This is a genomic window from Duncaniella sp. B8 (genome assembly GCF_005304985.1).
Taxonomy (GTDB): domain Bacteria; phylum Bacteroidota; class Bacteroidia; order Bacteroidales; family Muribaculaceae; genus Duncaniella; species Duncaniella muris.
The window spans coordinates 1,613,552-1,625,447 of the sequence record NZ_CP040121.1 but is presented as its reverse complement, the minus strand read 5'-3'; the positions used below and the strand labels follow the sequence as shown (position 1 = coordinate 1,625,447).

The 11,896-nt window shown below is 51.7% G+C and carries 11 protein-coding genes and 2 pseudogenes; 8 read left to right on the top strand and 5 right to left on the bottom strand.

Going from position 1 to position 11,896, the window contains the following annotated elements; translation table 11 throughout:
• The first annotated feature begins 25 nt into the window (after positions 1–25).
• The 6 genes and pseudogenes from FDZ78_RS07125 to FDZ78_RS07100 all read left to right on the top strand — a co-directional run.
• Positions 26–1,045 carry an NAD(P)-dependent oxidoreductase gene (locus tag FDZ78_RS07125; protein ID WP_124075953.1) on the top strand — a complete coding sequence of 340 codons (1,020 nt, stop codon included), beginning with the start codon at positions 26–28 and terminating at the stop codon, positions 1,043–1,045.
• A 105-nt stretch (positions 1,046–1,150) separates the two neighbouring features.
• Positions 1,151–1,438: a hypothetical protein gene (locus tag FDZ78_RS07120; RefSeq protein ID WP_124075952.1), complete on the top strand. Its 288-nt coding sequence runs from the start codon at positions 1,151–1,153 to the stop codon at positions 1,436–1,438.
• 68 nt (positions 1,439–1,506) lie between these two features.
• Complete coding sequence (locus FDZ78_RS07115; RefSeq protein ID WP_123399587.1) at positions 1,507–1,929, top strand: type II 3-dehydroquinate dehydratase; 423 nt, start codon at positions 1,507–1,509, stop codon at positions 1,927–1,929.
• A 10-nt stretch (positions 1,930–1,939) separates the two neighbouring features.
• Positions 1,940–2,572, top strand: coding sequence for an O-methyltransferase (locus FDZ78_RS07110; protein ID WP_123399589.1), 633 nt, complete (start codon positions 1,940–1,942; stop codon positions 2,570–2,572).
• A gap of 264 nt (positions 2,573–2,836) precedes the next feature.
• A pseudogene (locus FDZ78_RS14830) lies at positions 2,837–3,073 on the top strand (helix-turn-helix domain-containing protein); the annotation flags it as partial.
• A pseudogene (locus FDZ78_RS07100) lies at positions 2,995–3,759 on the top strand (IS630 family transposase); the annotation flags it as partial. The pseudogenes FDZ78_RS14830 and FDZ78_RS07100, both read left to right, overlap by 79 nt.
• Positions 3,760–4,349: 590 nt before the next feature.
• Here FDZ78_RS07100 and FDZ78_RS07095 read toward each other — a convergent pair.
• From FDZ78_RS07095 to FDZ78_RS07080, 5 genes are all read right to left on the bottom strand, one after another.
• A complete protein-coding gene (locus FDZ78_RS07095; RefSeq protein WP_107033211.1) occupies positions 4,350–4,622 on the bottom strand; it encodes a hypothetical protein in 273 nt (90 codons plus the stop codon).
• 16 nt (positions 4,623–4,638) lie between these two features.
• A complete protein-coding gene (locus FDZ78_RS14610; RefSeq protein WP_168181978.1) occupies positions 4,639–4,815 on the bottom strand; it encodes a hypothetical protein in 177 nt (58 codons plus the stop codon).
• A gap of 2 nt (positions 4,816–4,817) precedes the next feature.
• Positions 4,818–5,942 carry a glycine zipper family protein gene (locus FDZ78_RS07090; protein ID WP_136408308.1) on the bottom strand — a complete coding sequence of 375 codons (1,125 nt, stop codon included), beginning with the start codon at positions 5,940–5,942 and terminating at the stop codon, positions 4,818–4,820.
• 458 nt (positions 5,943–6,400) lie between these two features.
• Complete coding sequence (gene ribF, locus FDZ78_RS07085) at positions 6,401–7,333, bottom strand: riboflavin biosynthesis protein RibF (protein ID WP_136408307.1); 933 nt, start codon at positions 7,331–7,333, stop codon at positions 6,401–6,403.
• A gap of 55 nt (positions 7,334–7,388) precedes the next feature.
• Positions 7,389–8,036, bottom strand: coding sequence for an HAD family phosphatase (locus FDZ78_RS07080; RefSeq protein ID WP_136408306.1), 648 nt, complete (start codon positions 8,034–8,036; stop codon positions 7,389–7,391).
• Positions 8,037–8,148: 112 nt separating this feature from the next.
• On the opposite strand from FDZ78_RS07080, the gene FDZ78_RS07075 reads away from it, so the two are divergent.
• On the top strand, positions 8,149–9,771 hold the full coding sequence (locus FDZ78_RS07075) for a CTP synthase (RefSeq protein WP_123399595.1): 1,623 nt from the start codon (positions 8,149–8,151) through the stop codon (positions 9,769–9,771).
• A gap of 20 nt (positions 9,772–9,791) precedes the next feature.
• Positions 9,792–11,879 (top strand): membrane protein insertase YidC, encoded by a 2,088-nt coding sequence (gene yidC / locus FDZ78_RS07070; RefSeq protein ID WP_136408305.1) that lies wholly within the window; start codon positions 9,792–9,794, stop codon positions 11,877–11,879.
• The last annotated feature ends 17 nt before the right edge of the window (positions 11,880–11,896 follow it).

The window sequence follows — 11,896 nt, the reverse complement described above, 5'->3', positions numbered from 1 at the left end:
CTCTTAATTCACACCTTCTGAAGATATGAAAGTACTGATAGTCGGAGCCGGAGGTTTTATCGGCGGATTCATAGCCCGCGAGGCTCTTTCGAGAGGCTATGAGACCTGGTGCGGTGTGCGCGAAAGCACCTCGCGCCGCTATCTGACCGATCCGGCACTCAAGTTCATCACTCTGGATTATGACGATCCGCAGAAACTGACCGATCAGCTCAAGGATGGACAGTGGGACTATGTGGTCTACAACCTCGGAGCCACGAAGTGTGTCAATTTCAGCGATTTCAACCAGATCAACTACGTGTATCTGCGCAACTTCTGCGAGGCGATGATCAATAACAACCAGCATCCGGCGAAGTTTCTCTACATGTCATCGCTGTCGGCCATCGGTCCGGGCGATGAGAAGACCTACAGTCCGCTGACCAACTCGATGATTCCTCAGCCCAACACTCGCTACGGGCTGTCGAAAATCAAGGCCGAGACGCTGCTGCAGACTCTCCCGGCTGAGTTTCCGTGGATCATACTGCGTCCTACGGGTGTCTACGGTCCTCATGAGCAGGACTATCTCATGATGATCAAGAGCATCGACGCCCACTTTGATTTCGGCGTGGGCTTCCGCCGTCAGATGCTGACGTTCATCTATGTGGAGGATCTGGCGCGTGCGGTTTTCGATGCGCTTGAAAATGCTCCCGTCCACCGCAAATACATCATCTCCGAGCCGCGGGCTTATTCGCAGAAGGAATTCCGCAGAATAGTGGCCAGGGAGCTCGGACGGCGCCTGGTGGTGCCTGTCAGACTGCCGCTGTGGGCGCTGAAAATAGCCTGCGCGGTGTCTGAGAAATACGGTGCGGCCAAGATGCAGGCTGTGACGCTGAATTCAGACAAGTATAACATCATGGCCCAGCGCAACTGGGCGTGTGACATCTCCGATGCGCAGCGCGATTTCGGTTTCTCGCCACAGATCGACCTTGAAGAGGGCATCAGGCGCACTGTCAGAGCCTATCTCACTGAAAAAGAGGCTCAGAAGCAGCGAAAGAAGAAGGTGGATTAAGAGCCTGATAAACATCCTCCAAGCCCTATGGCGGCCGACTGCCGTATCAGAGACAATACCTATTACATATATTATATATAAATCAGAATCCAAATCATTTAGCCCATGAGTCCTGCCAAGCAAAGACCACCTCTGTGGATGACGATGCTGATCATAGTGTTTCTGCTGCCGGCATTTTCGTTTCCGGTCCTCGTAGCCAATCTCCCCGCAGGCGAGGAGACGGTGAAGACTTTCGTGTGGATCTATCCGTTCTACATGCTTCTCTCCGCATGGCTTGCCTGGAGCGCTTATCAGACGCGGCCTTATGTGAGCTGGATTCTACTGCTGCTCATGGCGCTTTCAAGCGCGGCCGTCTGGGCTTTGGTCATGAATCCGGGATTAGCGGCGGCGTGAAGAGTCTGATTTAGAGGTTGTTAAAAACACCAGTTAAAAACCATCTGAAAAAATATACCCCCAACCATATGAAACTGCTTATCATCAACGGTCCGAATCTCAATCTCCTGGGCACACGCGAGCCCAAGATCTACGGATCGCGCACTTTCGAATCCTATCTCGTGGAACTGCGCGAGATGCTTGACGGCGACGAAATTGAATATCTCCAGTCGAACCACGAGGGAGATATCATTGATTTCCTGCATAATACCGATGCCGACGGGGTTATCCTCAACGCCGGTGCCTATACCCACACGTCGCTCGCCATCGCCGATGCGATAGCCGGCATACAGACTCCTGTGATCGAGGTGCATATCTCAAACACAGCCTCGCGCGAGACCATCCGCCACAAGTCGCTGATTGCGCCGGTGTGTTGCGGAACCATCACCGGTTTCGGCCTCAATTCATATTTCCTTGCCGCCCAGGCATTCGTGATGGGCCACGTAAAATAAGAGGCTTGTCATGGCAGAAACTTTAGACGATTATATCCTCAGCCATATCTCTCCCGAACCCGACCATCTGCGCCGGCTCTACCGCCGCACCCATCTGCGCCATCTCTATCCGCGCATGTGCTCCGGGCATCTCCAGGGGCGTCTGCTGGCCATGATCTCGGCTATGGTAGGCCCACGGCGCATTCTGGAACTGGGTGCCTATACGGGCTATTCGGCTCTCTGCCTTGCGGAGGGGCTGAAGCCTGACGGACAGCTGCACACCATAGAGATTGACGATGAGATGGAAGAGGAGCTGACGGAGCTTTTCGAATCGGCTCCGGGCGGCGAGAGGATCACGCTCCACATTGGCGATGCGGAGGAGATTGCAGGCAAGATCGACGAGACATGGGATCTGATCTATATCGATGCCAACAAGCGCCGATACACGGAGTATCTCGATGCGGTGCTTCCCCGCCTGCGCCAGGGAGGATTCATCATTGCCGACAACACTCTATGGGACGGCAAAGTGACTGACACCGAGACGAATCACGATGCCCAGACCGTGGCTTTGGATCGTTTCAACAGTTATGTGGCGTCAAGAGAGGATCTCGAAACCGTGATTCTGCCTCTGCGCGACGGTCTGACGCTGATCAGAAAGAAATAAAAAAATTTTTTAATTTTAGTGAACCATTCAGGAAGCCATGCGTTGTATAAGTACATGGTAAAATTACTTTCCATTGCAAGAAATGTGATAATGATTGGTTTAAGTAGATGTTGAAAATTAGTTTATATCAATTTTTTTGCGTATCTTTGTGTAAACACATAAAGACACAACGCTATCGCAAAAATCAAAGTTATACAACTGACAGACCAACAACGTCTGCAATTAGAGGAAGGCTTTCGCCAAGGCAAGAGCCACGCATACCGCATGCGCTGTCGCGCAGTGCTTCTGAAATCCACCGGCCTGACTTCGGAACAGGTTGGAGAACAGACCGACATGACCCATATATCAGTCAATTCCTGGGTGAAACGCTTCGAGGCCGAAGGAATCAAAGGACTGGAAACACGTCCCGGACGGGGTCGGAAGCCAATAATGGACTGCTCGGACGAAGAGTCGGTACGCAAAGCCATAGAGAACGACAGGCAGAGCGTGAAGAAAGCGAAAGAGGCATGGCAGCAGGCTTCAGGGAAAGAAGCCTCCGAGAGTACCTTCAGGGCTTTTTTATCCGCCTTGGCGCGGGATATAGACGTATAAGAAAACGTCCAAAGGGGAAACCCTCGCCGCAGCTCTATGCGTATAAGACCGAGAAGCTGCAAGAACTCGTACAACAGGAAAAAGATTGTCTCATCGACATTTATTATGGAGATGAAAGCCACATCTGCACCGAGGGATATGTGCCATACGGATGGCAGTTCCGAGGTGAAGATGTCTATATCCCATCTGAAAGAGGTCTGAGACTCAATATTTTCGGCATGATAGACCGCAACAATCGATATGAAGGATTCTCCACAACTGAGAATATGACCGCTGACAAGGTTGCCGACTTTCTTGACCGATTTTCTCTCCGTATCCGTAAAAACACTTTTGTTGTCCTTGACAATGCAAGCGTCCACAGATGCAAACTCATGCGGGAACTCCGTCCAATATGGGAGAAACGTGGGTTGTATCTCTTTTTCCTTCCACCGTACAGTCCACATTTGAATATCGCCGAGACGCTCTGGAGAATCCTCAAGGGCAAATGGCTCAGACCTGCGGATTATTGCTCCACAGAATCCCTGCTCTATGCAACTAACCGTGCGTTGGCTGCGCTTGGATCTGAACTCAATATCAATTTTGTCCATGCGGCTTAGTATAAATTAATTTTTACGACTTACTTATTAAATGAATTGAAGCTGTCGGGAGACAGCTTTTTTCATATCCGGCCGGGCGGTAAACCGGTGTCCTGCCGGACACCATATGCAGGGGGATCACAAGCCCGTGACACCTGCGCGCTTTGCGCTGCGGTGTCACGGGCTATGAGTAAATCTGCGTCCTCCGGACGCCCATCCGGTCTCAGCACGCGCAACATGGCCTGACAGATCCGCAGGCGGCAACACGTCTGAAAAAGCGGATTCCAGATGGCTACGCAATCAGCATGTACCCGACAAAGCGCCCCCCGATAGTCCGTACATGGCGATGGCCGGCAAGACCGGATCCACTATCGGTAGGTGCCCGACAAGGCGGATCCGGATGATCCGTGGCTATCGGGTGTCCGGCAGGACACCGATTTACTCATAGCCCCCGACACCGCAGCGCATTGCGCATAGGTGTCGGGGGAGGGAACATTCAAACAAATGTGGTGTCCAGTCAAGGACACCGATTTACCACCACGAACGGTCCCGGAATCCGCTGCCCAAAGATAGTTTTTTATGTGGCTTTTGCTGCCGGGCGGATAAACCGCTCATAGGGGCTGAAGGGGTCCGCGTATATTGTTAGGGAGCGGTGCATCAGATCTGTCGAGCACGCTCCATAGATCGAAACGCAGCCATCCGCTTTCAACCGATTCAAACAATGTATTCTCGAACAGCACATAAAATGCCACGAAGGTGCTTATAAATACCACATGAAAGAGTGCCCTTTTTGCGAAGGCCGATGACAGACGCCATCCTATGTGATACACTACGAATATCGTTGCGACTATGGCAAGCACTGAGACAAGAATGATTTCCAGCATGGTCGGTGGGGATGGGTTAAAGAGTTCTTTTAATCAAGCCTGCAATGCAATCAAACAGAAACAGAATGCCCATTCCGGCTATCAGCCACAGGAGGAAGCGCAGGTATTTGTTTGATATTTTCTTTTTTATCTGTTTTTCGGCTGAGTCACTTGCAATAAAGTAGGTCATGAGCCGGAGTATTCCCTCTATCATTTTTATTCAAATTGGTTCCAAAATAATACACTGTTAATAGCAGCCTGCGCTCCTATTGCCAAATCCGCTTTCTGTTTAGGAGTAACATCTGAATTTAATATAATCGTATTTAATTCGGCTGCATAATTATGAATCTGCTCTTCTGATAGTTGAGTACATTTATATGCTATCTCAACATCAAAATTTTTATATACAAAAATTTCTTCTTCAGAAAATCCCATGTTCTTCATATAAGTACATTGCAGATCAATATAATCTTCTCCTGAATAATATGATGACATTGCCATATTCGCTATGTCTTTACAAAATTCTATAACTTTATTTTTTAACTCAATATCCTCAGATATACGATTTATATCAAAATTTGTATCTACAATATAGGATGCAACATAATTATATATTTTCTCAATATCTGGTTCCCCATTTTTTATATATTTATCGCTTTCATTTTCAAATGTTACCATCATATTATTATGATAATATCCTAAAGAATCACATCGTTCTACATTATTTAATATTGATGGTATATATCCCCATCCAGGCTCATTATCAAGACCTTCATCTATAAAACCATCAGTATTAGGAGCAGAAAAAACCGCTATCATATCATCATTTATAGCTCGCATTTCAGTATCAGCCCAATCCGAAATAACACATGCTACCTGTATATTATTATCAAATATAAATCTATAATTTGGATCTTTAACTGCTAAACCGGCACAATCAAAATATCTCTTAGCTGCTGCAGATGCGGCAACATAACCAATATATCCTCCAGCTACACCACCCCAGACATGACCAATACAGGCTCCTGCAGGCCCTGCTACAGAACTACCAATAGCAGCTCCTGTCCAACGCCCTACAACAGTACCACATTTTTGGCCAAGCATATCAGCTAAATCCGCGTAATCACGAGGAATATTAGGCCACTTTGGTTTCCATCCACGGCTTGTTTCAGAAGGATATGCCGAATTAAGTGCCTCCAAATCTTTGAATACTTTTTCTAATTTCTGCACATCATTATATTGTGAATTATCTATTTCACACGGAGCGACCAATTGGCTTTCATTGCAAGAAGACATAACAAATCCACATAAGATTGCGAATAGAACTAAAACTTTTTTCATAACTCAACTTTTACAATTCAAAATATAACAATTCATTGCAAATATAGTCAAATATATATATAAAATAACAATTATACGTCTACAAATTTTAAAAAATATAAAACTATATGGGAATGGAGATAAAAAAGTATAAGATGAGAATTCAAAGCTGGGACATACGGATAGCGGAAGGATGGAGACACGCGTTGCGCACATCCGGACGGTGATGTCCGGAGAAGCTATGTTTTCGAAACATCTCTGCTAATGGCCCATCCGGACACCGATAGTCGGATGGATGCCAGATATAATATGCGTTTTTTTGGGGGAGGACGATGATAACCCAATGTCCTGTCGGACATTGGGTTTGTCGGGGGGAACATTCAAACAAATGTGGTGTCCGGCAGGACACCGATTTACCACCACGAACGGAATATGATGTGGATTTCAAGGGGCGTGATGCCGGGGGATCTCTGCGCGTATCAGGAGCGGGTGAGGGTTTTGCGGGCTTTGGCGGCGTCGGCGCGAAGCTGTTCGGTGAGTTTTTCTACTGACGGGAAGCGCTTTTCGTCGCGCAGAAAGCGGATGAATTCTACAGTGACTTCCTCATCATAGAGATAGCCGATGAAGTCAAAGATGTTGGCCTCAATGGATAGACGGCCCGGTGCGTCAGGGTCGGAGACAGTGGGGCGGAAGCCAATGTTGACCATTGCGGGACGGCGCACTCCGTCAGGGGTGGTCACGAAGGCGGCATAGACTCCGGCTTTCGGTATGAGCGAGTCCTTGTCGGTCGGCTCGACGTTGGCTGTGGGAAAGCCTATGGTCCGGCCGAGGCTTTGTCCGTGTGTCACTATGCCGCGCAGGCGATAGGGCTGGCCGAGTGATTCGGCGGCTTTTTCCGGCTTTCCGCTCAGCAGATGGTGACGGATGACGGAGGAGCTTACCGGCGCTCCGGCACCGCAATATTCAGGTGCGGCAATCACCTCGATGCCTATTTCGGCTCCGAGGGCCTTGTAGTCATCGAAAGCATCGGGGCGGTCATGTCCGAAACGGTTGTTGAATCCGAGCACGAGGGTCTCTATGCCGTATGACAGCCTGAGCATGTTGAGAAACTCGCGGGCTGTCTTGCGGCGGAGACTGTCATTGAAGGTGAGCATTATGACATCGTCGGCTCCGGCCTGGCCGAGGAGACGCAAACGGTCGTCAAGCGGGGTGAGCAGTCCGGGCGACTCCAGAGGCCGCAAAAGCGAGAGCGGATGGCGTGAGAAGGTGATGACGGCCGGGGTGAGACCGCGTGAGGCGGCTTCAAGCCTGAGGTATTCGATAAGAAACTTATGGCCGAGATGTACGCCGTCATACATGCCTACGGCGGCTATGCGGCGGGTAGATCTGTCACTTCCGGTTATGATTCTCATTTCTATGACAATTTACTTAGAGGCTGTTTTTGCGTGATGAGGAGGCGGGGCGCATCTATCTAACGTCCGGAGCGGGGGTGAGGTTTTCACAGAAGTCGCGCAGGAGGTCGGCGAACTCATCGCCCGGACGGACGAGCACTGCATGGAATCCGAACGAGCGGGCGGCATCGACATTGGCCTGGGAGTCGTCAAAGAAGAGCGTCTCGGAGGGCACGAGGTCGCAGGTGCGCTCGGCGTAGTCGAAGATCTCCTTGCCGGGCTTGCAGCAGCGGGCGTCGTATGAGGTCACTATGCCGTCGAAATAGTCGGCCATCTCGCGGCCTTCCTTGCAGAACTCTTCGGCGATCTTGCTCTCCATCATGATGGGGTTGGTGTTGGAAAGCAGGCAGATACGGTAGTCGCTGCGGAGCGCGCGCAGCGCTTCCAGACGGTCAACGGGAATTCCGATCAGGAATTGGTTGAAGGCGTCGTCGATCTGCGCGTCGGTGAGGTCCGGGTTGCCGAAGAGGGGGCGTATGCGGCGGTGGAATTCATCGGCACCGATCTCGCCCGATTCAAGAGCGAGAAAGTCGCCTTTCTGACCGTAAAGGCCAAGAAAATCATCGGGATCTTTCATGCCGAGCCCTTTGAAAGCATCCACACAGCGGTTGCGGTCAAGATCCATGATCACACCGCCGAGATCAAAAAGCAAATTCTTTATCATCGCAATATTATAAGTTTAGGCAAATTTACGGAATAATCCCCGATTTTTTGTAAATTTGCACCTTATTTTAAACTATACGCGAAGTTGAAGTACTCTTATCACATCATAAAGCGTGGAAACTAAATACATTTTTGTCACCGGCGGCGTGGTTTCGTCGCTTGGCAAGGGAATAATCTCTTCCTCTCTCGCATGTCTGCTGAAGGCACGCGGATTTCGGGTAACTATCCAGAAGTTCGACCCCTACATCAACATCGACCCCGGAACTCTCAACCCCTATGAGCATGGGGAGTGCTACGTGACCGTTGACGGTCATGAGGCCGATCTCGACCTCGGACACTACGAGCGATTCACCAATATCCAGACTACACGCGCCAACAATGTGACCACCGGCCGCATCTACAAGAGTGTGATCGAGAAGGAACGCCGCGGCGACTATCTTGGCAAGACGGTGCAGATCATCCCACATATCACCGATGAGATCAAGCGCAATGTCATGGCTCTGGGCAAGACAGGCGACTTCGACTTTGTCATCACCGAGATAGGCGGTGTGGTAGGCGACATCGAGTCGCTCCCCTTCCTTGAAGCTGTGCGTCAGCTGCGCTGGGAACTCGAAGACAACTGCCTCTGCCTGCATCTCACCTATGTGCCCTATATCAACGCAGCCAAGGAGCTGAAAACCAAGCCGACACAGCATTCGGTGAAGCAGCTGCAGCAGCTCGGCATCCAGCCCGATGTGCTGGTGCTCCGCACCGAGCATGACATTCCGGCGACGATGCGCAAGAAGATTGCCCAGTTCTGCAACGTGGCGCCTGACGCCGTGATCCAGAGCATCGATGCCAAAAGTATCTATGATGTGCCTGTGCTGATGCACGAGCAGCATCTCGACGAGATTGTGATGCGTCTGGTGGACCTCGATCCGCAGGGTCAGCCCGACATGAATCCCTGGAAGGAATTCCTGACCAAGATGCGCACCGCACAGAATAAGGTGACAATAGGCCTTGTTGGAAAATACGTGGAGCTTCAGGATGCCTACAAGTCGATCAACGAGGCTCTTTTCCAGGCCGCCACATATGCCGACCATGTTCTTGACCTGCGCTACATCCACTCTGAGCGCGTGACCCCTGAGAATGTCGACAGCCAGCTGCGCGATCTCGACGGTGTGATCATAGCCCCCGGATTCGGCCAGCGAGGCATAGAAGGCAAATTCACAGCGCTGAAATGGTGTCGTGAACACGATGTGCCAACCTTCGGCATCTGCCTTGGCATGCAGTGCATGGTGATCGAGTTCGCCCGCAACGTACTCGGCCTGAAGGAAGCCAATTCGACCGAGATGCAGCCCCACACTCCCGACAATGTGATCGACCTCATGGAAGAGCAGAAGTCGATCTCCAACATGGGAGGCACCATGCGCCTCGGAGCCTATGACTGCGAACTGCAGCCAGGCTCGCGCGCAGCCAAAGCCTACGGGGCAACAAGAGTCAGCGAGCGCCACCGCCACCGCTTCGAGTTCAACAACGACTTCCGCGCCCGCTTCGAGGCCGCAGGCATGAAGTGTGTGGGAGAGAATCCCGCCACCCATCTCGTAGAAGTTGTCGAGCTTCCGGACCACCGCTGGTTTATCGGCACACAGTATCACCCTGAATATTCCTCAACCGTACTCTCGCCCTCTCCGCTGTTCATGGACTTCGTCAGAAGCGCCATCAGCTATCACGAGGAACGGACCACTGATAAGTAACACACCTCTAAATCAACCGAATGGACAGAAATTCACTAATCGGGCTCCTTCTGATGGGCCTTATCATCTTCGGATTCACCTACATCAACCGCCCCTCTCCCGAAGAGCTGGAGCGCCAACGCATCGAGCGCGAACAGATGGAGGCTCAGGAGGCTGCAAAGGCCTCTGACGCCGGAGCTCTGAAATTTGACTCGATCACCCCGGCTGAGATAGCCGCAATCAAGAGCACCGTGCGCGAGCTCGGAACAACTGACACTGTCAACGGCACCTCGACTCTGCGCGTCGACAAGGTTGACCTGCGCCTCACTGCCGAGGGTCAGCTCGAAGGCACTGTTGATGCCGACGGCCGTCAGGTGGCCGTGGCCGACCTTCTCAGCTCCGAATCGGCCCTTCCGCTGACCGTAGGCGTGCCGGCTGTAAAGAATCTGCGTCAGGCGCTTGCTACGGCTGCCCGCTACCGCGGCTTCGCCCGCCATCTTTCAGGTGACAGCACCACAGTGAAACTCGAAAACAAAAATCTCAGCCTTGAGATCTCAAACAAGGGCGGCGTGATCTCACGCGCCACTCTCCGCGACTACAACAGCTATGACTCTACCAAGATCGAGCTTCTCTCGCCGGAGACCGACATCTACAACTTCACTCTGACCTCGGCCACACAGCGCTTCGAGACCAGCGAATTCTTCTTCACACCCGTGCAGCTAAGCGACTCTTCGGTGCTGATGAAACTCGAACTCGGTGACGGCGCACGCTGGGGCATCAAATATACCCTCCCGGCCGACGGCTATCTGGTGAACATCGACGTGATCCAGGAAGGAATGCAGAGCATCATCCCCTCGTCAGTGGCCTCGATGGATTTCACCTGGCACCAGAAGATGCGCCGCAATGAGGCCGGCCGTGTGTTCGAGGAACGCAACTCGGCGCTCTACTATATGTTTACCGACGGCGATGTCGACAACCTAAGCGAGGGTTCGGACGATGACGAGGAGATCAACCAGCGCCTGAAATGGATCAGCTGCAAGAACCAGTTCTTCTCGGCCGTGCTCATGGCCCGCACTAATTTCAGCGGCGGCAACCTGAAGAGCACCGTGCTTAAGGATGACCCAGACTTCATCAAGGCCATGCAGTGTGACATGACGGTCGAATACTCAGCCGCCGCGGCCAATCCGGCCTCGTTCGTGATGTATCTCGGCCCGAACTCCTACCCCGTGATGAGCGCGGTGGAGAAAGAGATCTTCCCCGAAGAAAACATGCACCTGACCAAGCTGATACCCCTCGGATGGCCCATCTTCCGCTGGATCAACACGCTGATCATCATTCCGGTGTTCACGCTGCTGGGCTCCTTTATCTCCAACTACGGCATCATCATCCTGCTGCTGACCATCTTCATCAAGATCATCCTCTTCCCCTTCACCTACAAGAGCATGATTTCACAGGCCCGTATGCGCCTGCTCGCGCCTGAAATCAAGGCCATCAATGACAAGTATCCCGGCAACGAAAACGCCATGAAGCGCCAGCAGGAGACTATGGCTCTCTACTCACGCGCAGGAGCCAATCCGCTTTCAGGCTGTCTGCCCATGCTGCTTCAGATGCCTATCCTCGTGGCCATGTTCTGGTTCTTCCCCTCGGCCATCGAGCTGAGAGGCGAATCATTCCTCTGGGCCAAGGATCTCTCGGCCCCTGACGCCATCATCTCGTGGTCGGCCAACATTCCGTTTATCTCAAGCACATTCGGCAACCACATCAGCCTCTTCTGTCTGCTGATGACCGTGGTCAACATCATCTACACCCGCATCAACATGCAGAACCAGGCATCTTCAGGTATGCCGGGCATGAAGTGGATGATGTATCTGATGCCCGTGATGTTCCTCTTCATCTTCAACAACTATGCCGCCGGCCTGAGCTACTACTACTTCCTGTCACTGCTGATCACCATCGTGCAGACCTACATCTTCCGCAAGGTTGTCAGCGAAGACAAGATGCGCGCCAAAATGGCCGAGGCCGCAAAGAAGCCCAAAAAGAAATCAGGTTTCATGGCCCGTCTCGAAGAGGCCCAGCGCAAACAGCAGCAGATGCTCCGCGAACAGCAGAAACGCCAGGGCCGCCGCTGATCACCACGCACTCAGGA